This is a genomic window from Enterococcus pseudoavium NBRC 100491 (assembly GCF_001544295.1).
GTDB lineage: Bacteria > Bacillota > Bacilli > Lactobacillales > Enterococcaceae > Enterococcus_A > Enterococcus_A pseudoavium.
Genome location: NZ_BCQF01000013.1, coordinates 22,098 through 48,487, shown reverse-complemented (window position 1 = coordinate 48,487; position 26,390 = coordinate 22,098). Strand labels below are relative to the sequence as shown.

Genomic DNA, 26,390 nt, shown 5'->3' with positions numbered 1-26,390 from the left:
CCGTATCCATCGAACGGTACGGAGCCTTTTTTTATGCTGTTGCAGTTTTACGTGACTTAAGGATGTATTGGATGCCGGTATAGAAAATAATCACAATCACTAAATAAGTGACCATTGAAATGTCTAAATTCATCAAAAACTGTGAAGCGATGATGACACCAGGGATCCCCCCGATGGTGATCGCTAAAGCAATTTTTCTTGAATAGGCTTGTTCACGAATAAAGTTAATACTTGCTACTGGCTGAAGTCCGGCACATGAACACATCATGATGGGAAAAGCGGCCAGTGGTGTCATGCCTAACATGTAAACCATTGCCATACATGGCGCGTACAAGCCGACACCGACAGTCATTAAGGCGCCAAAGAAGAAATTCCCGATGATCCCGATAATTAATTTTGCTCCAGTCAGACCCATCGCAGTATTTCCTTTACCTAATAAGGCGATGACTTCTGTTTGTCGCAGCAACATTAAAATTGCGGTAATCAAGAGGGCCCAACCGATCCATTTTTGGACGGCTGTCTCAGAAAGTTTAGTCACGTATTTAGAACCAAACCAAGAGCCCACGATGGCTGCTAAAATCAATGAGACCAAAGTCACCGGATCGACCTTGATGACGGTGACAAAGATGACTGCTTCAGTCAAGACCGGAATCGCATGACCGACATTTAATATCCCTGGTAGTTTTCGATCATCCTCATTTTGTTTAGTGATGTTTAACATCATGGTGGTGAGAGCGAAACTCCCAATCCCGATCGTATCTGCAAAATCGGCGATAAATCCAATAATTCCACTAACCAACCAACTTCCTGGTCCTAAATCGTCACGATGGGTTAGAACATCGCGAACAAGCATAATTGCTTGAAAGACCATTAGACCAATCAAAATATAAAAAATAATCTGTGCCATAAATCCTCCTATAAACCTTTTTTCTTATAATTATAACAATAAAAGAAAAAGAAAAACCAGAAAAACTGAATTTTTTGTGATTTTTCGAACTATTTGGAGAAGTACTGGACTTGGATCAATTTTTTTACCTTGTAGTGTTTTAAACCATCCGAATAGTTCGCGGCTAAAGATATTGGAATAAAAAGGAGGTGCAACAAAAATCTTGTCACACCCTCAGCTATTCTTCTTGGATAGTCTACTAAAAATCAGCTTCGATATAAATATCTTCACCGGCGATTTCATCGTTGATTACATTTTTCCATTTTTCTGGTTCGATTTCTTTAAAAGAAACGGAGACAACCTTTGGCTCGCAACCTAGTTCTTGTACTACAAATTGTTGTAATTTATCGGCGAACTCCTTTTTTACTTCTTCTGAACGTCCTGGATACAATCTAACAGATAGATGGGGCATCGTTTATTCCTCCTATTATATTGGTTTGAGTGGAAAAAGCTGGGTTAAGACCATTCTGTACCGATTTCTTTTTCAAGGGCACATTCGTAAATTTTTTTGGCAGTGACTAGATCCTGCGCACCGATTCCGACTGTTTTGAAGACGATGATCTCATCTTCACTTTCCCGACCGACAACTTTTTCTAGTAATACCTCACCGATATCACCAGTAAAGTCCTCTTTTGTAATGAGACCTTCTGCTAATGGAATTAAAATATCACCAGCTTCCGAAAGCACTGCTTCTTCAGAATCAAAATAGATCTTGCTAGCTCGTTTTAAAATTACTGGGTCCATTTCTTGCATTTGGGGTTGATAAGAGCCGACACAGCTGACGGTTGCCCCGCGTTTTACTTTGTTGCCGTCAAAAACAGGTGAGGTAGCAGGAGTCACGGTAATAATCAGATCGGCATCATGAATCGCTTCATCGGAAGACGTGGCTGGTAAAATCTCTGTAGGGTATTTTTTCAATGTTCGTTTCATTTCCTCAACGAAGGCTTGTGTACGCTCAGAATTTTGATCAAAAACATAAACCACATCCAAGTTGCGGACACAAAGCATCGCTTCTAATTGAGTAGCCGCTTGTCCGCCAGTTCCAATCAAGGCACCTTTTTTAGCATCTTTCCGTCCTAAGACATCAAAAGCTACTCCTGAGGCCGCACCTGTTCGTAATTGGGTAACAGTAGTCCCATCTAATAATGCGTTGACATAACCAGTTGCCCCATCAACTAATAACACTTGAGCCGGTGCAGAAGACAGTCCTTTATCAATATTATCGGGGAAAATATTGATGATTTTCAGTGCAGCGGCAGCCAAATCAGGGGAGTAGGAAGGCATGAATAAGAATGTTCCATTTTGTTTTTCGTCTACGATTTGGGTGCGTAGTGGTACTTCTGTTTTGTTTTCGCTAAATAGCTGAAAGGCCAGTTTGTCGGCTGCGATAGCATCGTTCATCGTGAAGACTTGTTTAATATTGTCGCGAGATAGCAGTAGCATAGAATCCTCCTTTACAAATTTTCTTCATACCGTAAATTATAAGTGATTAGATAAGCGGTTTCAAAACAATTAAGCAAATTCTCAGTTTAATCTAGTTGCGTGCTCATTGAGTGGAGGGATAAAGCAGTCGAATGAAAAATTGAACGAATTCTTTATGTGGATAAAATAGTAATTTTATTTAAAAAAAATAGTTGATTTAGACCATTTTATGATGAAAAAAGAATTTTATAATCGTTATTGAAAATCTTTCTTTGTTTCTATATACTTTGGATTTAGAGAGCCCTTACATTGTGGCGCAGGAGGTGAGAGTAGTGCTAAACAGACTATGACTATGAAGTGAAACATCACTTAGAGTCTCTAAGCGAGTTCATTTAACATTCTTTCTCTCAAACTATTTTTGTGAACGAATTAATTTGTATAAAAGATGGGTGATTATTTACGATAATTTTTGTAAAGAAAGACTGTTAAAACTCACCAAGCCCTAGCTAAAAAAATATGAAAGAAGGATTTTAAAAATGAAAAAAAGAATGAGTGGTTTATTAATCATTGCTTTCGCATTATTTGCAGTAGTATTAACAGGATGTTCAAAAACGGACGCTAAAGAAGATCGGGCAGAAGCAGATATCGATTGGCAAATGATCTCACCAGAGAAAATGAAAGCTGTTTTGGAGAACGACGATGCAGCTGATTATCAAATTATTGATATTCAACCAGAAAAAGATTTTAAAGCAGGTCACCTGCCAAATTCTATCAGTGTACCAGCTTATCCAGTGGATACGGAAGAATTAGAAAAGTTAGTGGTTGATCATGCAGATGAATTTAAAGCTGGTGACAAACCAATTTACGTAGTTTGCCCTGGCGGCGGCAGCGGAGCTAAACGGACCGTTTCACTATTGATCGATGAAGGCATCGACAAATCGCGTTTGTTCATTATTGAAAATGGTGCTAAAAAATGGCCATACAAAGATGATAGTAAATTGTGGGTAACAGATTAATCATTTTGAGAAACGCTCTTTATTAAAGAGGGTTTCTTTTTTTTATTTAGAGCAGCTGAAAGTAGCTGTTTTTACGAGTTTACTCTGTTTTTAGCTAGGCTATCGGGTATAATGAAGAAACATTATTTTTTGGGAGGGCGTATGGAAAAGACAAATCAGATCAAGTTGAATCTCCAATATATCAGTATGCAGATTCCTTATTGGATGGGTTATTCAGTGTTGGGAACCTTTACTTCTGTTTTCTTATTATCTCGTGATTTTTCGAACAGTCAGATTGGCTTAGTTTTGGCATTAGCTAATTTACTTGCGGCAGTGGTACAACCTTTTTTGGCCTCCTTCGCAGATCGGATGACCCACATTCGATTGTCACAATTGGCAGCAGTAATGGCCTTGTTGTTAGTAGGATTCTCAGGGATTCTATTGCTACTACCGAAAGCCTTCTTAATCGTAGCATTTATGTATGTTCTACTCTATACTTGTTTGGTCCTTTTGCAGCCGCTGACGATTGCAATCGGTACTTTTTTTATTAGTCGCGGATACAGTTTGAATTTTGGCGTAGCGCGAGGGTTAGGGTCATTGGCTTTTGCTGGGGCAGCGGCGGTGACCGGTCGATTGATTGAACGGTTTTCGCCAACCATTATTTTGTATTTATTGATTGGTATTTTTTTATTTTTTGCTTTGATGGCGGTACTGATCGATACAAGAAAACAAGGCGGGAAATATTCTGAGTCGCAGATAACCGCGCAACAACCTGAAAATCAGGCGGAAGAACCGATCGGATTAATGGCCTTTGCCAAAGAGTATCGACGTTTTATGCTTTTATTGGTGGGCGTTTCATTGCTTTTTGTTTTTCATGTGATTATTAATAGCTATATGTTTCAAATCATCCAGCCATTGGGTGGGTCTGCTGCTAATGCGGGTTCTTCTTTGTCGGTAGCGGCATTGAGTGAATTGCCGACGATGTTTTTCTTTTCTTGGCTGTTAAAAAAATTTAAAATCAAGTCTTTAATGCGGTTAGCAGCCTGCTTTTTTTCAGTGAAAGCTGTCTTGATTCTATTTGCTGGGGATCTCTTGCTAATTAATATCGCTCAAAGTTTACAGATGGTGGGGTTTGCAATGCATACCATGGCTTCGGTCTATTATACGAATCAAATTATTCCACAAAAAGATCTCGTTAAAGGGCAAACTCTGATGGCGATGGCTAATACGCTTGGTGGGATTATCGGTTCCTTTTTGGGCGGACAAATGTTGAGCTTTCTGTCGGTTTCAGCGATGCTTTTGATTGGTACGTTGATTTCAGTTATCGGAACGTTGATTGTTTGGCTGTCGGTGGAGTAATTTAACTTAAAAAGACTATTTTCCGATAGAAGCCCTTTTTTGTGGAATTAGTAAATCAGCTAGTTTTCATTAAGTTAATTACTCAACAATTTTAAAATTTTGGCTTTATTTGAAGCCATCGGGTAAAATACAAACTAGAATAATGATTGGAAGTGCAAAAAATGACGAACTATCATGATGAAAAAGAACCGCGTTTGCGGGGATCAATGGCGCCGAAAACGGAGAAAGATGTGGCGCTAGCAGGAACTAATTCTAGCGAAACCGAGAATAAATCGGAGGCGCTAGCCGGCAGTAATTCAGGGGAAGCAAAAGAAGTTGCGCGCTCCGGTTCGAATGCAGTGGAAGAGGAAGAGACGCATCCTTCATTGAAAGAAGAAGCGAAAAAAGTAATCGCAGAGATCGAAGAAAAGATCGATCCGAAGAAATAACGAGAGAGTTGCGTAATGGATAATTATTTAGAGATTTATGAGCAGTGGTATCCACGAAGTTATGGTTTGAATGATTATCCGACCGAGTGTCATGTGACCTATTCAATAGCTGAACGTAAAGAGCTTTTTGCTAAACTGACCGTCCCACAACAAGAGCTAATTAATCAGCAAAGGAAATATGAAATCCGCTCGCTGTTTTTACAGAAACAGTATTTAGAGACTTCCGATTGGGAATTCGTTGCATTGAATATCGATGCTGAATTTGAACGCGGTGTTCACAGTCAGTTAAAATGTGCCTGTGGGCGCCCGGTGAAATATCAATTTGTGATTGAATCCAAAAGTAAGCAGCAAGAGATTTTTTTGGGTATCCAGCATTTTAAAGATCATTTGGGCATCTCGCAACAAGTCGCGGAAGAGATCAAAAAAGGGGTTGCCCATGTCGACTTAGCGCTAGATGAATTGTTGTGGTTGACGGAACAGGGCTTTTCTTTTCCAGAAGATTTATGGCAGCGGTATGTCTTTGCCTATTACCGTAACAATACTTTACGGCGGCCGTTGTCGTTGAATCAGAAACTTGCTGAACGAGTCATTTTGTTTCGAGCAGCACAGATGCCGGTCTTCATCGGAGATTATCTCAGTGTCATAACGGAAATTAACCAAGTCGATCGTGCCACATTTGAAGGACAAGAAAAGAATTTTTTGGCTAATAAAACGGTTTTTGAGACTTATTTGGCAGATTTTCAGCAAGATCTTCAAACACCGGTCTACTTGGATCGGAAATTTTGGCGACACAAACTGAAGGATTTCATCCAGCTAGAACGATACGGAACAGAGACTTATCAAGCGGCTAAGGAAAGATATTTTGATGACCTACTGTCTTTTTTATTGGTATTGAAAGATTCAAAACAAACCGAGCGTAAAATTCGCAGTTTTGAACGTTTCCATCTAAAAAAATATGGGGATGAGGAATTGATCGCTTTTTTGATTAAAAAATATCAAGCTTACCAATTTAATCAGAATTTTTTCTTGGCGATTCCTAAAGTTTATCGTGTTGGGCTCAAAAAAGCGATTCAGCGAAAACAAAACAAATAAAAAGGCAGCTTGAACGGTCCCAAAAGCATTAACTGGGACCGTTCAAATTGTCTTTTATTTTAGTTTATAACGTAAAACCGTTTTTTGTTTAGCTGGATCAACTTTACGTGGATCAGAAAGATAGATTTCTCGATGGATGTAATGTTCCATAGTGTTCGCTCTTTGTAAATTTTCTTCAGCCATGAATTGCTGCATTTTAGCAAATGTCGCCGGTTCCTCGTCATAAGAGCCGAGATGAAGGGTTTGGACAACACGTCCTTCTTCGTATTCAATAAATTCTGCCTCACGAATAGCCTCATTTTGCTTTTTCTTGAACGTCGGTTCGACGATTGCTAAGAAATCTTCTTTGGTGATCTGATTGGGCTGGCGAATCATAATTTGATAAATCAGTTGCTCCTTGTTAATGGGGCCTGCGCCTGGATCTTTTTCAGAAGTCCAGACACCTTCCAACGGGTAAACGGTGTACTCGAAGGGCTCGCCTAATGCCCCTTTTTTTAGAAGCATCCGCAGAGTATAGGAAAGAGCATAAAGGGCGGCGACTTGATTGCTAAAATTTTCACTGTTGGGATTGCCTTTTCCTGTTAATGCAATGAATTTGTACCTAGGAATTGTTTGCAGCTCGATTTTTTTTGGTAAATAGATTTCTTTTTCGGCTTTGCGCCATTCATATTTCATCGTCTCGTCCTCCTGATTTGTTTTCATAAATACCCTGATTTTACAATTAAGGTTAGTTTACGTGATTTATTTAGCTAACGCAAAATACAACAAATAGGCTAGGTGATTTATTATAATTATGGGATAATAGTGTAAGGATTATTTTATTTTAGGAGCTGAAATTCAATGTTTGATTCGCAAAAAGTCAAAGAGTTAAACGAATTGGAAATGATTGTCTATACATTTATTATTGAAAATATGGAACAGATTAGCGGACTGACTATTCGTGATCTTTCCGAGAGTTGCCATGTGTCGACCTCTACGATCTTACGGTGTTTAAACAAATTAGGCTACTCGGGATACTCAGAGTTTAAATATGCCCTAAAAGAGTATCTTACGCAAAAAGGTCAGTCTTTTGAAGCTTTTTACGATGCGAATGTTCACGTGGATGCTTTTTTGAAAAAGGTCAATAATGAGAGCTACCATATTGTTTTAGATCCCGCGATTGACTTGATTCTTTCCAATAAGCATTTGGTTTTTACTGGAATTGGCACTAGTGGAACGTTGGGAACCTATGGAGCACGTTATTTTTCGAATTTGCAATTCAATTCCTATTCGATCACGGATCCCTTTATCCCAGTCCCCAAAAGAGGATTAGATACAACGTTAGTGATCGCTTTGTCCGTCTCTGGTGAAACAGTCGAGATCATTAAACAAATAGAAGATTTTAAACGTTTTGGGGCACAGATTTTGAGCATCACCAACGATCAGCATTCGACTATCGCGCGCTTAGCCGATTTTAATATCTCTTATTATATGCCGGAGGTTTCGGGGCCTGATCCGACAGATGAAGCGATCAATTTGACGACCCAAGTCCCAGTGGTCGCACTTTTAGAAATCCTTGCTCAGCAAGCCTACCAACGAGAGAACAACGCTAAAGACTGATTTTTGGCCTTTAGCTTTTTTTCTTGGAATTTTATTCCGGCATTAACTGATTAGAGCTGCTTCTGGCTGGACGGTCGCACAAATTTGGTCAAAATCCATTGAAATTGTTTTTTTGTTTGGAACATGTTTCTAGCTGTTCCAGAAGTATTCCATTCGAATGGTCCATCCCTTATGATGAAATTGTAAACGGATACAGCAGTGCGAATGGCCATCGCAGCACAAAATAAATTTAAGGAGAATTATTTATGAATAACTTTATTAATGAGAAATTATTGCCGCCTATTTTAAAATTTGTAAATACAAAAGCCATTACTGCGTTACGTAATGGGATGCTTTATACGATGCCCTTTACGATTGTCGGTTCTGTGTTCTTGCTATTAGCAAACTTTCCAGTTCCAGCTATTTCTGAATGGGTCGCAAGTAGCGGCTTAGATGTTTATTTTAACGAAGCGTTCGGCGCATCATTTGCTATTATGTCAATTTTTGCTGTAATGGGTATTGCTAATTCTTATGTTAAAGAAGAAGGTTTCGAAGGGTTGCCAGCTGGAATGATTTCATTGGTTGTTTTCTTATTAACACAACATTCCAGTGCAACAAATGCTGAAACCAATACAGTTGTAACAAATGTCATTGATAAAACTTGGACCGGTGGTCAAGGAATGATCAGTGCTATCTTAGTAGGGCTCTTCGTTGGTTGGGCGTACTCATGGTTCTTAAAACGTGATATCCGCATCAAATTACCAGAACAAGTACCAGCAAACGTTGCGAATTCATTTACTGCATTGATTCCAGCCGCTGCAATTACGACTGTTTCGTTAATCGTCTATGTGATCTTTGATAAAGTCTTCAATACAACGGTGGTTGAAGCAATCTATAAAGTCATTCAAACACCAATGCAAGGGGTTACAGATACTTTTGGTGGTGCCATGATGTTAGGTTTCTTAGTACCGTTCTTATGGTTCTTTGGGGTTCACGGTTCAACTTTGGTTGGTGGAATTATGGGACCAATCTTACAAGCAAACTCTTTGGAAAATACAGCTATTTTAAACTCAGGTAAAGAATTAACGGTTGCTAACGGTGGACACATCGTCACACAACAGTTTTTAGATCAATTTATGACAGTAACTGGTGCCGGGATGACGATCGGTATCGTAATGTTCATGGTAATGTTCGCTCGTTCCGCTCAATTTAAACAATTAGGACGCTTAGCATTGCTACCAGCTTTCTTCAATATCAATGAACCGATTCTATTTGCAACACCGGTTGTAATGAATCCAATCATGGTAGTACCATTCATTTTAACGCCGATGGTTTCTGGGGTCATCACTTACTTCTCGCTATATTCAGGTTTAGTACCGTTGTTTACCGCCGTTCAAGTACCATGGACCACACCACCAATTATTTCTGGTTTCTTAATTGGCGGCTGGAGAACGGCTGTTTTACAAGCAGTCGTATTAACGATCGGATTCTTTATCTATCTACCATTCGTTCGTAAAGTGGATTCATTGAACTACCAACAAGAACAAGGTGAAAGCATGGAACAGATCGAAAAAGATTTAGCAGATGAAAATAAAAAAGCTGAAAAACAAGCGACTGTTTAGGTGGAAAGGTAAAGAGGGATTAGTATGAGCATATTTAAAGAGAACTTTTTATGGGGCGGCGCAGTTGCCGCCCATCAATTAGAAGGTGGCTGGCAAGCTGGCGGCAAGGGAGTCAGTGTAGCTGATGTCATGACCGTTGGAGCCAATGGTGTTCAGCGGCGCATCACTGATGGTGTAGTCGAAGGAGAAAATTATCCGAACCACGAAGCAATCGATTTTTATGGACGCTACAAAGAGGATGTAAAATTATTCGCAGAACTTGGGTTGAAATGTTTCCGCACATCAATCGCTTGGACACGGATTTTTCCGAATGGGGATGAAGCCGAACCGAACGAGGCAGGCCTGCAATTTTATGATGACTTGTTTGATGAATGTTTGAAATATGGAATTGAACCAGTGATTACCTTATCCCATTTTGAAATGCCATACAATTTAGTGACAGAATATGGTGGTTGGCGTAATCGTAAAATGATTGATTTCTTTGCTCATTTTGCCGAAGTTTGTTTCAAGCGCTACAAAGACAAAGTGAAATATTGGATGACGTTTAACGAAATCAACAATCAAGCCAACTATCAAGAGGATTGGGCACCATTTACCAATTCGGGATTGAAATTTGAAGTAGGTGAAGATCGCGAAAAAATCATGTACCAAGCGGCTCACTATGAATTAGTTGCTAGTGCGAAAGCCGTGGAGATTGGCCGTTCCATCAATCCCGATTTTGAGATTGGTTGTATGATTGCCATGTGTCCGATTTATCCTTATTCATGTAAACCAGCAGATATGATGGCGGCGACAGTCGCGATGCAACGTCGTTATTGGTTTACCGATGTCCATTGTAAAGGTCGTTACCCAAGTTATATGAAAACCTATTTTGAACGGAAAGCTTTTCATCTAGATATTACGCCTGAAGATGAAGTTCAATTAACTAAAGGAACCGTTGATTATATTGGCTTTAGTTACTATATGTCATTTGCTATTAAAGATCATGACAAAGCACCTGCTTATGATTATGATGAAGCACATGACTTAGTAAAAAATCCTTATGTTGAAGCTTCAGATTGGGGCTGGCAAATTGATCCAACAGGCTTACGTTACGCCATGAATTGGTTCAATGAACGCTATGAACTGCCGTTGTTTATCGTAGAAAATGGTTTCGGCGCTTTTGACGAAATCGCTGAAGATGGCAAAATTCACGATGAATATCGGATCGACTATTTACGGAAACATATTGAAGCGATGCAAGAAGCGGTAATCTATGATGGAATCGATCTGATGGGTTATACACCATGGGGCTTTATTGACTTAGTTTCGGCCGGAACAGGTGAAATGAAAAAACGCTACGGCTTTATTTATGTCGATAAGGACAATGATGGTGTTGGGAGTTTGGATCGCAGTAAAAAGGATTCTTTCGATTGGTTCCAAAAAGTCATTGAAACCAATGGGGAGCAACTATAAGTACGGCTGAATAATTTCAATTGAGCTTCTAAATTGAGAAAGGATATTATTATGAGTAAAAAAACAATCATGTTAATTTGCAATGCTGGGATGAGTACTAGCATGTTAGTGACCAAAATGCAAAAAGCAGCTGAAGCAGAAGGGTTAGATATCGATATTTTTGCTACTGCGGCCGCCGATGCCACCAATAAATTGCAAGAACGTCAAATTGATACGGTCTTATTAGGACCCCAAGTTCGTTTCATGCAGAAACAATTCGAAGAAAAATTAACGCCTTTAGGTATCCCAGTCGATGTTATCAATATGACAGATTATGGCATGATGAACGGAGAAAAGGTCCTTGGTCAAGCAATCACGATGATCCAAAACTAAGTAGATAAATAAGGAGTGGCGCGATGGAAGAAGAAAATTTAGCAGCAGTGATGGGGTTGATCATCCATAGTGGAAATGCCAAGAGCGATGCGATGGAAGCCATCCAAGCGGCCAAAAATGGCGAGTTTGAATCAGCCGATGAAAAAATCAAAGCAGCAGAAGAATCGTTAGTTGAAGCCCATCATTCCCAAACGGGACTTTTAACAAAAGAAGCTCAGGGTGAACAGCTTGAGCTAACACTACTAACCGTTCATAGCCAAGATCATTTGATGACATCGATTGCTTTCACTGATTTAGCGAAAGAGCTTATCGATGTATATCGTAAAATAAGTGCATAAGAAATGTCCTTCCCTGATTCTCCTTAAATCAGGGAAGGACATTTTTTTAATTTAGATTAAATCGGTTAAAGCAAAGGCTAATTACTATGGAAGTTAAACGTAGCTCTTGATTTTCGTGAAAAATTTTTGCACTAGTTATCAGGGAAGAAGCTCCCAGTGATCAAGTTAATGATGGATGCCAATATCCAAGTTCCTCTTATTTTTTAATAATCATGTTAATTGCCTGTTCTAGTTTTTGAGCCTGTTCTTCGGGATTCTGATCAGGGTGTTCAAAACAATGTTTTAGATTTTCAGCCATAATCATGCCCATTACTCGATCGATACTAGAGCGCACGGCGCTTAATTGGGTGATAACATCGATACATTCCTTGTCATCTTCAATCATTTTCTGAATACCGCGAATTTGACCTTCTGTTCGTTTCAAGCGGTTAAGAATCTTCTTTTCTTCAATGTCCATCTGTAATTCTCTCCTTTAGTAAAGCTGCTTACAAACAATATACCGGGATAGGGTATATTTAGTCAAGTCGCATGCAACCGATGTTTTTTCCGAGTAATCAGAATGATTGACAAAGCTTAAAAAGATATGGTAAAAATACCCTGCAAGGTATTTTAAAGAAGGTATGAGGAAACTAAATGATGTTTAATCTATTTCAAAAAATTCCATCTATTACAACGGCTGAATTAGCGAATAAACTTAATCAATCCATTGTATTACTCGATGTTCGTAATCCGGATGAATACCGGATGGGGCATATTAGTCAAGCAATCAATTATCCATTTGGAGAAATTAAGAACTATCAAGGCCATGAGGAAGTATATTTGATTTGCCAAGCGGGAGTTCGCAGTAAACGCGCCGCCCGAATTTTAAAACAAAAAGGGTATAGTGTTATAAATGTTGAAGGCGGAATGAATCGCTGGCAAGGTCCGATAAAAGGAGGGAAATAAAATGAAAATTATTATTGTTGGTGGCGTTGCCGGTGGAATGTCAGCCGCTACTCGTTTACGTCGCCTAATGGAAGACGCAGAAATTATTATTATGGAGCAAGGGCCGTTTGTTTCCTTTGCGAATTGCGGATTGCCTTATTATATTTCAGGAGAAATCGCAGAACGTGATTCTTTGTTGGTTCAGACACCAGAATCATTAAAAGGTCGTTTCAATTTAGATGTACGTCCTTTTCATCAAGTACTAAAAATTGCGCCGGATAAAAAAACTATAACCGTTGAAAATAAAGCCGGAATTTTTGAAGAAAGTTACGATAAACTGATTTTATCGCCAGGGGCAAAACCATTGGTTCCTGAAATGGCTGGGTTATCTGAAGCCAGCAATGTATATAGCTTACGGAATGTTCCTGATTTAGACCGTATCATGCAAGCGTTGGAAACGAAGCCGACCCGAGCAACGGTGATTGGAGCCGGATTTATTGGACTTGAAATGGCCGAAAATCTAAAAGCGCGCGGATTAGAAGTGACCGTAGTTGAAAAGGCTCCGCATGTTTTACCGCCATTAGATGAAGAAATGGCGGCCTTCGTTCAAAATGAATTAGTCAGCAAGGGTGTTCACGTAATTACTGGCGAATCGGCAGAGAGCTTCAGCGCAGGCGGTCAAAAAATCAAGTTAACAAATGGCGAAGAAATTATTTCTGACCTAACGATTTTATCAGTAGGAGTTCGGCCAGCGAGCAGCTTGGCTAAACAAGCTGGATTAGCGACTGGATTAGGTGGTGGTATTTTGGTTGATGAAGATTATCAGACCAGTGTGCCTGATATATTCGCTGTCGGTGATGCGATTGTAGTAAAGCAACAAATTAGTGGTGAAGAAGCCTTGATTTCCTTAGCCTCTCCTGCCAATCGCCAAGGCCGACAAGTGGCAGATATTATTGCGGGATTAAAACGAACAAACCGGGGGAGTATTGGAACGGCGATCGTGCGAGTTTTTGATCTTGCAGCAGCAGCGACCGGCTTGAGTGAACGAGCGGTAAAAGAATTAGGTGTAGCCTATCAAGTCGTGCATGTTTCTGGTAAAGATCATGCAAGTTATTATCCTGGTGCGAGTGACTTAACCTTGAAATTAATATTTGATCCAAAGACCGGTAAAATTTACGGAGCGCAAGGCGTTGGCGGTAATGGCGTGGACAAGCGGATCGATATTTTAGCCACTGCGATTAAAGGTGAGTTGACGATTTTTGATTTACCAGAATTAGAATTCACTTATGCACCGCCTTTTGGATCAGCCAAAGATCCTGTTAATATGCTGGGATACGCTGCAATCAATCTGTCAGAAGGAATCAGTAATTCGCTTCAATGGTACCAGTTGAAGCAAGCGCAGCAAGCCGGTGCTCAATTATTGGACGTGCGTAATCCTGAAGAGTTAGCAAATGGGCGTTTTCCTAATGCGATTAATATTCCATTAAATCAATTACGGGCTAGAGTTGCCGAACTGGATCCAACTAAAAATTATATTGTCAGCTGTCATAGTGGATTACGAAGTTACGTGGCTGAACGATTATTGAAACAAAAAGGCTTCAATGTGCAAAATTTAGATGGCGCCTTTGCCTTGTATAAAACAGTTAGACCGGAGGATTTAATCTATGAGTGATGCAATTGCGATGGTCGATTTTTATCATTTAGCAACGAAAAAGGATTTGCAAATAGTCGACGTTCGCGAAGCCTATGAATATGAAAGAGGACATGTTCCAAAGGCTCAAAATCTACCCTTAAGCAGTTTAGGGACTGCAAAGGAAGTTTTGAACCCGAATGAAGAATATTATTTGATTTGTCAATCAGGGGCTCGCTCAGAAAACGCCTGTGCTTTTTTAGCCAGTCAAGGCTATAAAGTTACTAACGTTTTAGGGGGAACAGCAACTTGGCCAGGAAGATTGACTCGATGATTTTTAGGCAGTTTTAGTAAGTAGGCCGATTTAATTTCCATTGGGAAGTTAAATTGGCTTTTTAACTGTGGCTCTCGTGTTTTGAGGTGGGTTTATTTTTAAGTTAGTAAAGGGTTTCCATTTTGATTTTTAATAATGTTCGGATTTTGTTGAAAATGTACGAAGCTATTTACTTATTATCTTGTTTATTATATGATTGTCCTCGTTGTTTGAAAAACAAAGCTATTATTTTACGAACATTATTAAGAATATAGGAGGAGTATCATGAAAACAAAGTTAAGTTCTTATTTTGAACTTGAAACATTAAATACAACAGTAAGAAGAGAAATTTTGGCGGGCTTTACCACCTTTATTTCGATGGCTTATATTCTTTTTGTTAATCCGAGTGTTTTAGGCGCTTCGGGCATGGATGAAGGAGCCGTCTTTACTGCGACTGCATTAGCCAGTGCTTTGGGTTGTATTTTGATGGGAGTACTTGCGCGCTATCCAATTGCAACAGCACCTGCACTTGGAATCAATGCCTTTTTTGCTTATTCGGTCTGTGTCGGAATGGGGATTCGTTGGGAAACGGCTTTAGCGGGAGTATTTGTGGCTTCATTGATTTTTATTTTAATTACGATTTTCAAATTGCGGGAAATGATTATCGACGCTATTCCAGCTGATTTAAAATATGCGATTTCTGGCGGAATTGGTTTATTTATTGCCTTTTTAGGATTGAGTGAAGGTGGCATTATTGTTGCGAATAAATCGACATTGGTTGGGTTAGGCTCTATGAGCGTGGGGACAACTTGGCTAACTATTTTTGGTCTGGTGGTGACCTCAATTTTAATGGTTAAACGTGTTCCTGGTGGAATTTTTATCGGAATGATGGCAACCACGTTACTAGGTTTAGCGACTGGCTTGATCCAAGCACCAAGTCAAATTATTTCAACGGCGCCTAGTTTAAAACCGACTTTTTTAGTGGCCTTGAAACATGTTAAAGATATTAATACCTTGCAACTATGGGTCGTTGTGTTAACTTTCCTATTAGTGACCTTCTTTGACACTGCCGGGACTTTAGTCGGTTTAGCCAATCAAGCTGGTTTTATGAAAGACAACAAAATGCCGCGAGTCGGGAAAGCACTAGCTTCTGACTCTACCGCAATGTTAGCTGGATCATTATTAGGAACGTCACCGGTGGGGGCTTATGTAGAATCATCTGCTGGAATCGCGGTTGGTGGTCGTTCGGGTCTAACTGCAATTACGACCGGAATTTTCTTTATCTTTGGTCTATTCTTTTCGCCGTTACTATCAGTGGTGACCTCACAAGTTACGGCGCCAGCGTTGATTATTGTCGGCGTACTGATGGCACAATCTTTACGTCAAATAAATTGGGATCAATTGGAAATGGCAATCCCTTCCTTTTTGATTTTGATTGGAATGCCATTGACCTATAGTATCTCAGATGGTATTGCCTTAGGTTTTATCTTTTATCCAATCACGATGATTGCTGCGAAACGTGGTAAAGAAGTATCACCAATTATGTATGGATTATTCTTTGTCTTTATCGGTTTTATGTGGATTTTAAATGTAAAATAAATTTTAAATTGAAAACTGTTCATTTTTTGCGTAATGCAGAAGATGGACAGTTTTTTATTACTGATTAAATAATCCTTTTATAATTGTTATATTCCAGCTGATATAAGCAGTCTCGTATGTAAAGTAAGTATTTTTATTAATTGAAATATAAATTGACCTTATGTTAACTGTATAATATAATGTGTTTATATATAAATATAATTATTTATTAATTATTCATATTATTTAAACGTGTCGATAAAATAATGAAAAAAGAACGTTGGATGTTTATAGGGAAGGTGAGAGTAAGATGCGATTATTATTGTTGACCAAGGTTCCATTATATGAAGATAATTTTGAGCGTCAATTAAAACAATTAGGGAACGAGGTTTATTGTTCTAATAGTTTGATTCAATCAATAAAGAAAAAAACTATGAACCGACAATTTCTTTCCCAATTTGAAGGAGTCATCTTTAGTGAAACACTCTACGATAAAGAGGCCACTGAATTAATGCAATTGTTGCCACAGGAGCAACTAAAAAGTTTTCGGCGGACAACTGAAACTCGCTGCGATGAAGAACTGCCCGTTTTTGATGCCTGGCTGCCTTTGGATGCTACCTTGGAGAGGCTAAGAGAACTATTGCTTATTGCAGAATTAGCGCATCTTTCAGCGAAGAACGCGGATCGTGTTCAGCAAATTTCAGTTAAGCAAAAACTATCTGACTTAAATTTGAAATTGAAGCAAAAAGAAATTGTTTATTATTTGATTCAGTCTGGCGATCGAACAGTTTCTAGAGAAGAAATTAGTCGGAAAATTTGGGGGAAAGATCCTACAAAATCAGTTTTAGCTAGCTTATCAAAAGTTGTATCTAAAGTGAATGAAAAATTAGCCTACGAATTTGGTGATGAAGTGATTCAGACCGTTTGGGGACAAGGTTACCGTTTGAATAAAAAGATTTTCGAGTATTTAGAAAATGATTTTGTGGAAAATCAACAATTGGTAAATTCATAGGCAACTCGCTTTTTGAGGAGTCAAATCAGGCTAAATCGATAAAATCCCAACAAAAGATAATTTTAAAACTATTCTTGTTTCTAGTGTTAGAAATGGGGATGGTTTTTTTGTGATAAAAAGGACGAAGCTTTGCTATCAAAAGTAAACGAACAGGAGAATGCGAAAAACAGTTAGCTAAATTTAGTTTGCTCAAAAGGATTTGGAGAAATTCTAGAGGGGACTTCTGTCTGAAGTCTTCTCAAAGCAAGGATAGTAAAAGTAGCTATTATATTAATGCAATAATAAAAGATTTGGTAAGAAAAAAAAGATTGTTTTGAGTCATAAAATGACTTTGTTTTTACTGTTTAATAAAAAAATAGTTAATCTATTACTTCCTATAATAATATAAGAATGATTGTTATAAAGTAATTTCAAAACGATGTACTGAAAAAAGTCTGTGTTATAGCTATCTATTTGTTTGGAAATATTAATTATGTATTTCTTAAGTAAGAATAGAGTGGGTAGATTAGAATAACTAAAGAAAGGTAAAACAATTTGTTGAATAAAAAAATAACTCACGGTAGGGAAGAAATAAAATGAGCTAAATTAATAAACATAAACTATTCAAGCATAAATATTCATTCTGACTACATTCATATTTTATGTTCGCCTATGATTTTAACCTGGTTATTGGATCTAAAGGTAAGTGGAGAGAAACGGCTGCCCCGTTTTTTGATGGAAAAAAATAGTGCTGTAAAATTTCTGTTTATAGCTTCAAATCTATTATTGTTTTTAGATAATAATTATTATGTAATCTTTTTTATTGGATTTTTTTATAAAATATAATCTAAGTCCTGGAATGTTTTTGTTAAATGTGCAAATGATGAAAAAATCGATGCAAATAAACATTTTTAAAAAAAGGTTTATTTCTTTATTAACATACAGTTGATTTGTTACAAAAAATATTTTATAATTTTTTAAAACCGATGCATAATAAAACATAAAAATTATTTATTTACAATAAAAATAATTTTTATATTTTTTGAATTAGGGCGTACTTTTATTTTTTTGCTGATTTTATAACTGAGGTTATCGCTAGTCGGTTCCTGTTGATTTTTTGTTTTTCTCAAGTACGATAAAATTCAAAATGCAAATAAAAGATTTTGAATTTGAAATAGGACAGGGATAATCGTTTTTTTAGCTAATTTATCAATGCATTAAAGGAAAGCGATTTTAAAAGAAAATAGCAGAAAAATCGGCAGATAGTAAATAGAAGATAAGCTATTCAGGCTTTCTTCAGAGACGGTAATATGACTGAAATTTGGATGAATGAATTACATAATACGCAAAAATCATACATAGATAAGTAAATAACTTTTGGATTTAATTATAAAGAAAAGAGCTGAGAAAAGTTTGGAAAATAGTGTTTGTATCAATTGGAAGTAATTCGATGAATCAGCATAAACGGAAGGTTACAGGAAGAGGCAGCTGTTTTTCGAAAGCAGAGAAAACAGGCTTTCTATAATAAAAAAAGTGGAAAAGTTAGTAAGGATAGACAGAGTTAAAGGGTGAATGGAAAAGTAGAGAAGTGGAGTGAGGGAAGATGAAAAAAGTACTTATTTTGACGAGAAATATTATTATCGAGCAAGAGTTTCAAAATGAACTACAGCGATTAGATTATGAAGTATTTGTTTTAAAAGAGTTTTTTGATGAAGATAAACCGAATTATTTTGAGGATATTTTGTCTCTATTCGATGTAATTATTTTTAGCGAGACATTAACAAATCAAGAATTCAATGAAATTTTACCGATTGTTTTGGAAAAAGATCTGCATTATTTGCGCCGGACGGATGAACCGGTCCCGAATATTGATGAGAATCATTGTTTATCGATTGATTGTACATTGACAGAATTAAGAGAATTTTTACTGTTGAGTGATAAACGCAAAGGACAAAATGAAACGATTTCAACAGGATTAGTGAGACAGTCTGAAATGAAAAAGCAGGATCTGGTGCTTTTCTATAGTTCATTAAACAATATTGAGAAAAAAATAATTTGTGCCCTGGCTGAAGGCAACGGGAAAATCATTTCTCGTGATGAGCTATGTAACAAGGTTTGGAACAATGAGGTCAGTAAATCGCGTTTAGTTCAGATGTCTACTGCGGTTGGAAACATTCGTAAGAAAATTGCTCATGCTCATATCGATAATGTTCGAATCATTACCTATTGGGGAAATGGGTATCGTTTACACGATGTTCCGAGCGGATTGATGAATGAACATATAAAAGAATACAATGCGTGATTCAATGAATAATGAAGTAACTATGACAGAGCTTTTTTAGCTAGGAGCAAGTCTGGACAAAAGAAGTTTTAAAGAATAAATTATTTGTTATAGCTCTTAAAGCAGCAAAAAAATCTTATAATAAAAAAGAGATGATTTCGATTTTTCTAATTGAAAATTGAAGTCATTTTTTTTCTTGTTTTTTAAAACTATGAGAGTTTGAAGTGAGGATTATTCCGCTCATAATTCTGTATCAGTCCGCTGTTTTTCAACGCATGAGGGAATAGAAAACAGCTGATACCAAGCAAATGCTGTTATCAGCTAGAAACTGTCATTATCAATTACACCATCTGTTATAATCGGTAATGCAACAGATGAGAATTCATTTTAAAGAAACTATCATTGTTTTAAAATGATTTATTATTGACAGAAGGCAAAAAAGCCCTTTCTTAAAACGGATTCTTTTGTTATAATCATTTCAAATTAGTTTGAAACTATTTAACAAAGGAGCGCTCAAATGAAAACTACTACAATGGAAAAAACTGTTGAACAAACAAAAAAGCCTTGGGAAGGTTTTAACGAAGGTCGTTGGCAGCATGAAGTCAACACGTTAGATTTTATCAAACGCAACTACACAGAGTATACTGGAGACGATAGCTTTTTAGAAGCAGCAGCCCCAAGTACGGAAAAATTATGGGATAAATTGCAAGAACTTTTTGAAGTACAACACAAAAAGAACGGCGTCTATGATATGGATAATGATGTTCCGGCAACGATCACCTCTCATGAACCAGGCTATTTGATTAAAGAAGAAGAAAAAATCGTTGGTTTGCAAACAGATGTACCATTGAAACAAGCGTTCATGCCTTTTGGCGGAATTAATATGGCAAACAAGGCGTTGGAATCTAATGGTTACGATGTCGATGATGAAATGTCATTTATCTTTAATAAATGGCGTAAGACGCATAATCAAGGGGTATTTGATGCCTATACTGATGAAATGCGTTTAGCCCGTAAAAATAAAATTATTACTGGTCTGCCAGATGCTTACGGCCGCGGACGAATCATTGGGGACTATCGCCGCGTTGCATTATACGGAATTGATTTCTTAATGAAAGAAAAGAAAAAAGACTGGAAAAATGTTGGTAGCAAAGTGATGACCAATGATGTCATCCAATTGCGGGAAGAAGTTTCTGAACAATACCGAGCATTAGCAGATATGAAAGAAATGGCGGCTAGCTATGGCTACGATATTTCAAAACCGGCAGCAAACGCGCAAGAAGCTATTCAATGGTTATACTTCGGATACCTAGCAGCGATTAAATCGCAAAATGGGGCAGCGATGTCAATCGGTCGAATTTCTGCTTTCTTAGATATCTATATTCAACGTGACTTAGACCGTGGCTTAATCACTGAGTTTGAAGCACAAGAAATGATCGATCACCTAATCATGAAATTACGGATGGTGAAATTTGCTCGGACACCTGAATACAATCAATTATTCTCTGGTTATCCAATTTGGGCGACTTTATCTTTAGCTGGGATGAATATGGATGGTTCTTCATTAGTAACGAAGAATGATTTCCGTATTTTACACACATTGACCAACATGGGACCTTCACCAGAACCAAACTTGACCGTTTTATATTCTTCTCATTTGCCAGAAGGGTTCCGGACTTATGCTGCTAAAGTGGCTAAAGAAAGCTCTTCAATTCAATTGGAAAATGATGATTTATTGCGTCAATACTGGGGTTCAGATGATGCAGCGATTGCTTGCTGTGTATCTGCGACAGTTATCGGTAAAGATATGCAATTCTTCGGTGCTCGTGCGAACTTAGCGAAAGCAGTTCTGTATGCAATCAACGGTGGGGTTGATGAAATGACTAAGATGCAAGTTGCACCGCGTTTCCGTCCGCTAGAAGGCGATAGCATTGACTTCGATCAATTTATGGACAGCTATAAAGATGTTTTAGATTGGTTAGCTGAACTTTATGTCAATACATTGAACGTAATTCATTACATGCATGATAAATATGCGTATGAAGCACCACAATTGGCTTTGATGGATACTGATTTGAAACGGACTTTCGCAACGGGGATCGCTGGGATTTCTCACGCAACGGATTCATTGATGGCAATCAAACACGGCAATGTGAAAGTCATTCGTGATGAAGATGGTTTAGCGATTGACTATATTCCACAAAATGAATTTCCGACTTACGGAAACGACAACGATGAAGCAGACGAAATGGCGAACTGGATTCTTGAATACTTCATGACTCAAATCAAACGTCAGCACACTTACCGTGATTCAACGCCAACCTTGTCATTATTGACAATCACTTCAAATGTCGTTTACGGGAAAAATACTGGGAATACCCCAGATGGCCGTCGTGCAGGGAAACCACTAGCGCCAGGAGCAAACCCAAGTTACCAAGATGGCAAATTTTTAGGTGAGAAAAATGGCTTACTAGCTTCATTGAACTCAACGGCGAAATTAAACTATTCTTGTGCGCAAGATGGAATCTCTGATACCCAAACGATCAATCCAGGCGCATTAGGCCGGACGGATGACGAAGCGATGCAAATCGATAATCTACGTCAAGTCTTAGACGGTTACTTTGATAAAGGTGGGTACCATTTGAACGTTAACGTCTTTGGACGTGAATTATTAGAAGAAATGGATAAAGATATTGATAATCCAAAATATGCGAACTTTACGATCCGAGTATCTGGTTATGCTGTGAAATTCCGTGATTTAACTCCAGAACAACGTCGTGATGTGATTTCACGGACTGACCATACTAAAATGTAAAACAAAGTGATTTTTTACAAAATGGAATGATGGAAAGATTCTGAGGCTCTAAGGAGAGCTTCAGAATCTTTTTTTATTGAAAATATTAATAATTGTGATTTTCGATAAAAATATTAGTTATATGCCTTATACTATCACTAATAATTAGGTAAGTGGGTGATAGGAGTTGAATGAAGAGGGAAATTTAGTGTTACGAATTGTTGGTGTTGTTGCGGGGGCAATGATTTTATTTGTACTGATCTATCTTTATTTTGGCACTCATTTTTTCTTTGGCTCGAGGGTAGCGAAGATTGAAGTTGGTGGCCTATCGCTAGCTGCGGCAGAGCAAAAAATTCGCCAGGAAACCCGGCTAGTCGAAGTCAAATTGAAAGGAGAAGAGCAGACTATCACGCTGCAAGTAGCAGCACCCTATGAGGTTCAACGGGACTATTTGAAGCAGAATATTCGTAGAGGGGAATTCAATTTACCCTTAAAAAAAAATACCAAAGAAAAGTTTGCTGAAGCACTTAATCAAGCTTCTTTTCTTGCGGGAAAAGAAGCCCAAAATGCTAAAGTTGTTTACAGAAATAAAAAATTTGCCATTGAGTCAGAAGAAGCCGGAACGATGATTGATTCAACTAAGATTCGCCGAGTAATTTTTAAAGCAATTGATGCGAATGATTTACGGACGGAATACCCATTAGCAGATTTTTATCATGAGCCAGAGATTACTAAAAAAGATTTGGAAAATAAAAAGATTCTACAGAAGTTGGAAGCTGTCAGAAAACGAGGAGTCAAATTGAAACTGAATAAGCAAACCATACCTCTATCAGAAAAAAGGCTGGCTACTTCGGTGAATGAGCAAGGGGACTTTGATCAGGCGCTGATCGCAGAATGGGTCGCAGAATTAGAACGAAATTATTCCACAATCTATCAACCGGTGGACTTCACGAATATTCATGGTCAACACTTGCGATTCAAAAATGTTGGAAATTATGGTTGGTTTATTGATATTGAACAATCCGCTGAGAAAATTGCACAAAAGTTGCGCACAAAAAATACAAAAGTAATCCAACTTGTGTTGCAAGGCGAGACTAAAAAACAGCCGCTCCACGTAACTAAAAATTACATAGAAGTTGATTTAGACAATCAAAAAATGTATTGCTTTAATAAAGGGAAATTAGTCGTTGAGACGGATGTGATCACCGGACAATACACTAAGGGGACCGCTACGGTTCCGGGTTTCCATACCATTATGGACAAGCGACGAAATGTCGATTTAAGTGGTGTTTTGACGACTGGAGATGGCACGTATAGTGTACCGGTGGATTATTGGATGCCGCTATTAAGTCATGGACAAACGATTACGGAAATCGGGTTGCATGATACGGATCATAAACTGCAATACTTTGGACAACCAGAGGTCTATCGGACAGAATTGGGAAGTTATGGTTGTGTGAACACACCGAAAGCGCAGATTGCTCAAATTTATGAGTATAGTTTTATTGGAATGCCGGTTTTTATTTATGGGCATATTTATGATGATGCGCCAGGTGAATTTGATAAACCAGTAGAACATGGAACCGTAATTTAAATCTTTTATTCTAAGGAATATTATGTTTTTGCCAGGACAAAAGCACCTCAAATTTATCTTACTAAATTTGAGGTGCTCTTTTTATTTCTTATTATACTGTCATCAGTTTCGTTTTATGCTTTGGCTTTTTTGTAACGGAGCTAAAAGATGATATTGTCTTTGATTAATTCAATATTTTTAACAAATAGTTTTCGGTCGTGCATCTTAATGGCTCCACTGCTTTTTAACTGTTGCATGATTCGACTGACACTGCTAGCTGCATTGATACCGCAAAAATGTGCAATCTCTTCATTGGTTACTACAAAATCAATCAGGACCCCGTCTTGGAACTCGATCCCGAATTTATCATAGAGATCATAGATTTGGGTGCAGACAGCCCCAAATTTACCGTTCATCAGCATTTGTTGTGTTCGTTTCATCGACTTTAGTAATCGTTCCCGGTAATAATTTTTAACGTAGATTTGTAATTCAAAATTTTGATTGATATCTTTCCAAAATTCGATTCGATCAATTTGATAAAGTTCAGCCTTTTCTGACTCTATGCGAATGTTAAAAGGTGCATCGATAAATTGAGAGTATTCGTCCTTTAATAATGATACGATCTCAAGCTCATTGATGTACTCCAAATTGAATTCTCTACCATCTCGAGAAATAACACTAGTCTTAATGACTCCGTTTTTCAAAATATAGACATGGTGATCTTGGATGCCTTCATAGAGCAAATATTTTTTGTATTCTTTCGTGATTACAGGAAATTTTTTTTGTTCTAAGTAGTTTGTTAAAGCCGCATTGTCCAATTTTTCTTTGTTCCTTCCGCAAATTGCTGAAATTTTCATTGCTATTTTAACATAAGTAGCGGCTCATTTTGATCAAAAGTACACATAAAAAAGATACAAACAAATGTTAATGTCTTTTTTGATTTAAGATTTTGTTCGTCCTTTTTTGTTAGCAAAACTGATTTCGGCTATTTTAGTAATCCGTATAATCAATCAAGTAAACAAAAGCCCAACTATCTAGCAGTTAGAAAGTTGGAAAATATGAGGAGTGGTTAGTTATGAAAAAATGGACCTATGCAATAATTGAACGTTTGGAGTCAGCTTATCGGGTGCGCTTTGAAAAGGAGGCTGTTTTAGTGTTCTTAAATGATGCGTATCAAAATGCGTTGATGCTGAGAAGAGATTTCACATTGGAAACAGATGAAGGATTAGCCGATTTTTTGACAGAGTTTGATCACACCAGAGATTTATTTATCAGCCAAGCAATCGATCGCTATCCTTCAAATTACAATAAAGTAGCCGAAAAAATCTCAGCGCTAAAAAAATTAAATGAAAGCATTGCATAATTAAATGAAAGTAGGGAATAAAGATTAAAAAAGAGAAGTTATTCAATCGAGGATTCATCACTATTACGATTATCAATTTTGTAGTTTTTTTAGTTTATTATTGTTTTGTCGTAATCACTGCGAAATACGCGACTCAAAGTTTAGGTGCATCTACTGCTCAAGCAGGTTTTGCCGTTGGAATTTATATCATTGGGACTTTGCTAGCGCGATTATATGTTGGAAAGAAATTGGAATTATTTGGTCGCCGAGAGGTCTTAAGATATGGCGCACTCTTTTATTTAATTACGACAGCGGCCTATTTAACCAGCAGTAATATTTTTATTTTAGACGGTGTCCGATTTTTGAACGGTTTTGGCTACGGTGCGGTTTCGACAGCTGCTAATGCGATTGTTACTGCCTATATTCCTGAAGCAAAGTATGGGGAAGGAATCAATTATTATGGTTTAAGTACTAGTTTGGCAGCAGCTATTGGTCCGTTTATCGGCTTGCTACTGTTGCCATTAGTTGGTTTTAGAGCCATTATTATTTTAGCGGTCATTCTAGCTTTTATTACAATGTTAGCTTGCTTTAAATTTAAAGTTGAGAATATTGTGTTGACGGAAGAACACCGTGCAAGAATCAACACTTTTAGTTTAGAAAGTTTTATTGAATTTAAGGTTCTATTTATTGCAGGAATAGCGTTTCTAATCGGAATTGCCTATTCAAGTGTATTGGGCTTTTTATCAATTTATGCTGACCAGTTACATTTAGTAACGGCAGGAGCCTTTTTCTTTGTAGTCTACGCCTTAGTGGTGACCATCACTAGACCGATGTCCGGCAAGATTTTTGATAAGTATGGCGAAAATTCTGTGATGTATCCTAGCTTTATTTGTTTGACTGCTGGCTTGATGTTGTTAGCTTTTACGAAAAATGCACCGATATTATTGGTTGCTGGCGCGTTTGTTGGTTTAGGCTATGGAACCTTTATGGCTAACGGTCAAGCGGTGACATTAAAATTAGTCGAAAAAACACGAATCGGTGTAGCACTATCGACTTACTTTATCGGGCTTGATCTAGGTTTAGGGGTGGGACCGTACTTATTAGGCGCAATAAAAGGAATTTTAGGTTCTTATCAGCATATTTATATTTTCTGTGCTATTATCCCGCTAGTTGTTGCAGTTCTTTATCTGTTCTTCTATCGCCTTGAGAAACCGGAAAAAGAACAAGCATTGAAAAATAGAAAACAAGATACAAGTATTGCTGATTAAGTGAATGAACAGAAAAACCAGAAATGGCTGATGAGCCTATTTCTGGTTTTTTTGTTAGATATGAGCCAATCTTTCTTGGATCATTTCTG

Annotated in this window: 25 protein-coding genes; 19 read left to right on the top strand and 6 right to left on the bottom strand. The window is 37.7% G+C overall.

Going from position 1 to position 26,390, the window contains the following annotated elements:
- Nucleotides 1-31: 31 nt before the first annotated feature.
- The 3 genes from EP1_RS07740 to EP1_RS07730 form a co-directional block, all read right to left on the bottom strand.
- Nucleotides 32-907 (bottom strand): TSUP family transporter, encoded by an 876-nt coding sequence (locus EP1_RS07740; RefSeq protein WP_067626081.1) that lies wholly within the window; start codon nucleotides 905-907, stop codon nucleotides 32-34.
- Between the two features lie 238 nt (nucleotides 908-1,145).
- Nucleotides 1,146-1,358, bottom strand: coding sequence for a tautomerase family protein (locus EP1_RS07735; protein ID WP_067626078.1), 213 nt, complete (start codon nucleotides 1,356-1,358; stop codon nucleotides 1,146-1,148).
- Between the two features lie 44 nt (nucleotides 1,359-1,402).
- Nucleotides 1,403-2,389 carry an ornithine cyclodeaminase family protein gene (locus tag EP1_RS07730; protein ID WP_067626076.1) on the bottom strand — a complete coding sequence of 329 codons (987 nt, stop codon included), beginning with the start codon at nucleotides 2,387-2,389 and terminating at the stop codon, nucleotides 1,403-1,405.
- 515 nt (nucleotides 2,390-2,904) lie between these two features.
- Here EP1_RS07730 and EP1_RS07725 point away from each other — a divergent pair.
- The 4 genes from EP1_RS07725 to EP1_RS07710 all read left to right on the top strand — a co-directional run bounded on the left by EP1_RS07725 (nucleotide 2,905) and on the right by EP1_RS07710 (nucleotide 6,242).
- Complete coding sequence (locus EP1_RS07725) at nucleotides 2,905-3,384, top strand: rhodanese-like domain-containing protein (protein WP_067626073.1); 480 nt, start codon at nucleotides 2,905-2,907, stop codon at nucleotides 3,382-3,384.
- Between the two features lie 141 nt (nucleotides 3,385-3,525).
- Nucleotides 3,526-4,722, top strand: a complete 1,197-nt coding sequence (locus EP1_RS07720) for an MFS transporter (protein WP_067626071.1) — start codon at nucleotides 3,526-3,528, stop codon at nucleotides 4,720-4,722.
- Between the two features lie 161 nt (nucleotides 4,723-4,883).
- Nucleotides 4,884-5,150, top strand: coding sequence for an rRNA processing protein (locus EP1_RS07715; protein ID WP_067626069.1), 267 nt, complete (start codon nucleotides 4,884-4,886; stop codon nucleotides 5,148-5,150).
- 15 nt (nucleotides 5,151-5,165) lie between these two features.
- The gene (locus EP1_RS07710) at nucleotides 5,166-6,242 is read left to right on the top strand and encodes a hypothetical protein (RefSeq protein WP_067626067.1); all 1,077 of its coding nucleotides are present in this window, start codon (nucleotides 5,166-5,168) and stop codon (nucleotides 6,240-6,242) included.
- A gap of 54 nt (nucleotides 6,243-6,296) precedes the next feature.
- Here EP1_RS07710 and EP1_RS07705 read toward each other — a convergent pair whose 3' ends face one another.
- The gene (locus tag EP1_RS07705) at nucleotides 6,297-6,917 is read right to left on the bottom strand and encodes a GyrI-like domain-containing protein (RefSeq protein WP_067626065.1); all 621 of its coding nucleotides are present in this window, start codon (nucleotides 6,915-6,917) and stop codon (nucleotides 6,297-6,299) included.
- 165 nt (nucleotides 6,918-7,082) lie between these two features.
- On the opposite strand from EP1_RS07705, the gene EP1_RS07700 reads away from it, so the two are divergent.
- The 5 genes from EP1_RS07700 (at nucleotide 7,083) to EP1_RS07680 (ending at nucleotide 11,607) form a co-directional block, all read left to right on the top strand.
- Nucleotides 7,083-7,841, top strand: coding sequence for a MurR/RpiR family transcriptional regulator (locus EP1_RS07700; RefSeq protein WP_067626062.1), 759 nt, complete (start codon nucleotides 7,083-7,085; stop codon nucleotides 7,839-7,841).
- A 245-nt stretch (nucleotides 7,842-8,086) separates the two neighbouring features.
- A complete protein-coding gene (locus EP1_RS07695) occupies nucleotides 8,087-9,442 on the top strand; it encodes a PTS sugar transporter subunit IIC (RefSeq protein ID WP_067626060.1) in 1,356 nt (451 codons plus the stop codon).
- A gap of 24 nt (nucleotides 9,443-9,466) precedes the next feature.
- On the top strand, nucleotides 9,467-10,897 hold the full coding sequence (locus EP1_RS07690; RefSeq protein WP_067626058.1) for a 6-phospho-beta-glucosidase: 1,431 nt from the start codon (nucleotides 9,467-9,469) through the stop codon (nucleotides 10,895-10,897).
- 51 nt (nucleotides 10,898-10,948) lie between these two features.
- Complete coding sequence (locus tag EP1_RS07685) at nucleotides 10,949-11,269, top strand: PTS sugar transporter subunit IIB (protein WP_067626057.1); 321 nt, start codon at nucleotides 10,949-10,951, stop codon at nucleotides 11,267-11,269.
- A 23-nt stretch (nucleotides 11,270-11,292) separates the two neighbouring features.
- A complete protein-coding gene (locus EP1_RS07680; protein WP_067626055.1) occupies nucleotides 11,293-11,607 on the top strand; it encodes a PTS lactose/cellobiose transporter subunit IIA in 315 nt (104 codons plus the stop codon).
- A gap of 196 nt (nucleotides 11,608-11,803) precedes the next feature.
- On the opposite strand, the gene EP1_RS07675 is transcribed toward EP1_RS07680, so the two are convergent.
- On the bottom strand, nucleotides 11,804-12,064 hold the full coding sequence (locus EP1_RS07675; protein WP_067626053.1) for a metal-sensitive transcriptional regulator: 261 nt from the start codon (nucleotides 12,062-12,064) through the stop codon (nucleotides 11,804-11,806).
- A 179-nt stretch (nucleotides 12,065-12,243) separates the two neighbouring features.
- On the opposite strand from EP1_RS07675, the gene EP1_RS07670 reads away from it, so the two are divergent.
- From EP1_RS07670 to EP1_RS07635, 8 genes are all read left to right on the top strand, one after another.
- Complete coding sequence (locus tag EP1_RS07670; protein ID WP_067626157.1) at nucleotides 12,244-12,552, top strand: rhodanese-like domain-containing protein; 309 nt, start codon at nucleotides 12,244-12,246, stop codon at nucleotides 12,550-12,552.
- A 1-nt stretch (nucleotide 12,553) separates the two neighbouring features.
- Nucleotides 12,554-14,203, top strand: a complete 1,650-nt coding sequence (locus tag EP1_RS07665) for an FAD-dependent oxidoreductase (protein WP_067626050.1) — start codon at nucleotides 12,554-12,556, stop codon at nucleotides 14,201-14,203.
- Nucleotides 14,196-14,495, top strand: coding sequence for a rhodanese-like domain-containing protein (locus EP1_RS07660; protein WP_067626047.1), 300 nt, complete (start codon nucleotides 14,196-14,198; stop codon nucleotides 14,493-14,495). Before EP1_RS07665 ends, EP1_RS07660 begins: the two co-directional genes overlap by 8 nt.
- Before the next feature lie 264 nt (nucleotides 14,496-14,759).
- Nucleotides 14,760-16,073: an NCS2 family permease gene (locus EP1_RS07655; protein WP_067626045.1), complete on the top strand. Its 1,314-nt coding sequence runs from the start codon at nucleotides 14,760-14,762 to the stop codon at nucleotides 16,071-16,073.
- 289 nt (nucleotides 16,074-16,362) lie between these two features.
- On the top strand, nucleotides 16,363-17,064 hold the full coding sequence (locus tag EP1_RS07650) for a helix-turn-helix domain-containing protein (protein ID WP_067626043.1): 702 nt from the start codon (nucleotides 16,363-16,365) through the stop codon (nucleotides 17,062-17,064).
- 1,582 nt (nucleotides 17,065-18,646) lie between these two features.
- Nucleotides 18,647-19,345, top strand: coding sequence for a helix-turn-helix domain-containing protein (locus tag EP1_RS07645; protein ID WP_067626040.1), 699 nt, complete (start codon nucleotides 18,647-18,649; stop codon nucleotides 19,343-19,345).
- A gap of 496 nt (nucleotides 19,346-19,841) precedes the next feature.
- Nucleotides 19,842-22,139, top strand: coding sequence for a formate C-acetyltransferase (pflB, locus tag EP1_RS07640; RefSeq protein WP_067626037.1), 2,298 nt, complete (start codon nucleotides 19,842-19,844; stop codon nucleotides 22,137-22,139).
- Nucleotides 22,140-22,326: 187 nt separating this feature from the next.
- Nucleotides 22,327-23,712 (top strand): L,D-transpeptidase family protein, encoded by a 1,386-nt coding sequence (locus EP1_RS07635; protein ID WP_067626035.1) that lies wholly within the window; start codon nucleotides 22,327-22,329, stop codon nucleotides 23,710-23,712.
- 140 nt (nucleotides 23,713-23,852) lie between these two features.
- Here EP1_RS07635 and EP1_RS07630 read toward each other — a convergent pair whose 3' ends face one another.
- Nucleotides 23,853-24,509: a Crp/Fnr family transcriptional regulator gene (locus EP1_RS07630; RefSeq protein WP_067626155.1), complete on the bottom strand. Its 657-nt coding sequence runs from the start codon at nucleotides 24,507-24,509 to the stop codon at nucleotides 23,853-23,855.
- A gap of 257 nt (nucleotides 24,510-24,766) precedes the next feature.
- Between EP1_RS07630 and EP1_RS07625 the strand changes: the two genes are divergently transcribed.
- The gene (locus tag EP1_RS07625) at nucleotides 24,767-25,054 is read left to right on the top strand and encodes a hypothetical protein (RefSeq protein ID WP_067626034.1); all 288 of its coding nucleotides are present in this window, start codon (nucleotides 24,767-24,769) and stop codon (nucleotides 25,052-25,054) included.
- 17 nt (nucleotides 25,055-25,071) lie between these two features.
- Nucleotides 25,072-26,301, top strand: coding sequence for an MFS transporter (locus EP1_RS07620; protein WP_067626030.1), 1,230 nt, complete (start codon nucleotides 25,072-25,074; stop codon nucleotides 26,299-26,301).
- Nucleotides 26,302-26,390: the final 89 nt, after the last annotated feature.

Coding starts and splice junctions, on each gene's coding strand:
- EP1_RS07740 (WP_067626081.1), bottom strand. CDS start 907: ATGGCACAGATTATTTTTTATATTTTGATTGGTCTAATGGTCTTTCAA.
- EP1_RS07735 (WP_067626078.1), bottom strand. CDS start 1,358: ATGCCCCATCTATCTGTTAGATTGTATCCAGGACGTTCAGAAGAAGTA.
- EP1_RS07730 (WP_067626076.1), bottom strand. CDS start 2,389: ATGCTACTGCTATCTCGCGACAATATTAAACAAGTCTTCACGATGAAC.
- EP1_RS07725 (WP_067626073.1), top strand. CDS start 2,905: ATGAAAAAAAGAATGAGTGGTTTATTAATCATTGCTTTCGCATTATTT.
- EP1_RS07720 (WP_067626071.1), top strand. CDS start 3,526: ATGGAAAAGACAAATCAGATCAAGTTGAATCTCCAATATATCAGTATG.
- EP1_RS07715 (WP_067626069.1), top strand. CDS start 4,884: ATGACGAACTATCATGATGAAAAAGAACCGCGTTTGCGGGGATCAATG.
- EP1_RS07710 (WP_067626067.1), top strand. CDS start 5,166: ATGGATAATTATTTAGAGATTTATGAGCAGTGGTATCCACGAAGTTAT.
- EP1_RS07705 (WP_067626065.1), bottom strand. CDS start 6,917: ATGAAATATGAATGGCGCAAAGCCGAAAAAGAAATCTATTTACCAAAA.
- EP1_RS07700 (WP_067626062.1), top strand. CDS start 7,083: ATGTTTGATTCGCAAAAAGTCAAAGAGTTAAACGAATTGGAAATGATT.
- EP1_RS07695 (WP_067626060.1), top strand. CDS start 8,087: ATGAATAACTTTATTAATGAGAAATTATTGCCGCCTATTTTAAAATTT.
- EP1_RS07690 (WP_067626058.1), top strand. CDS start 9,467: ATGAGCATATTTAAAGAGAACTTTTTATGGGGCGGCGCAGTTGCCGCC.
- EP1_RS07685 (WP_067626057.1), top strand. CDS start 10,949: ATGAGTAAAAAAACAATCATGTTAATTTGCAATGCTGGGATGAGTACT.
- EP1_RS07680 (WP_067626055.1), top strand. CDS start 11,293: ATGGAAGAAGAAAATTTAGCAGCAGTGATGGGGTTGATCATCCATAGT.
- EP1_RS07675 (WP_067626053.1), bottom strand. CDS start 12,064: ATGGACATTGAAGAAAAGAAGATTCTTAACCGCTTGAAACGAACAGAA.
- EP1_RS07670 (WP_067626157.1), top strand. CDS start 12,244: ATGTTTAATCTATTTCAAAAAATTCCATCTATTACAACGGCTGAATTA.
- EP1_RS07665 (WP_067626050.1), top strand. CDS start 12,554: ATGAAAATTATTATTGTTGGTGGCGTTGCCGGTGGAATGTCAGCCGCT.
- EP1_RS07660 (WP_067626047.1), top strand. CDS start 14,196: ATGAGTGATGCAATTGCGATGGTCGATTTTTATCATTTAGCAACGAAA.
- EP1_RS07655 (WP_067626045.1), top strand. CDS start 14,760: ATGAAAACAAAGTTAAGTTCTTATTTTGAACTTGAAACATTAAATACA.
- EP1_RS07650 (WP_067626043.1), top strand. CDS start 16,363: ATGCGATTATTATTGTTGACCAAGGTTCCATTATATGAAGATAATTTT.
- EP1_RS07645 (WP_067626040.1), top strand. CDS start 18,647: ATGAAAAAAGTACTTATTTTGACGAGAAATATTATTATCGAGCAAGAG.
- pflB (WP_067626037.1), top strand. CDS start 19,842: ATGAAAACTACTACAATGGAAAAAACTGTTGAACAAACAAAAAAGCCT.
- EP1_RS07625 (WP_067626034.1), top strand. CDS start 24,767: ATGAAAAAATGGACCTATGCAATAATTGAACGTTTGGAGTCAGCTTAT.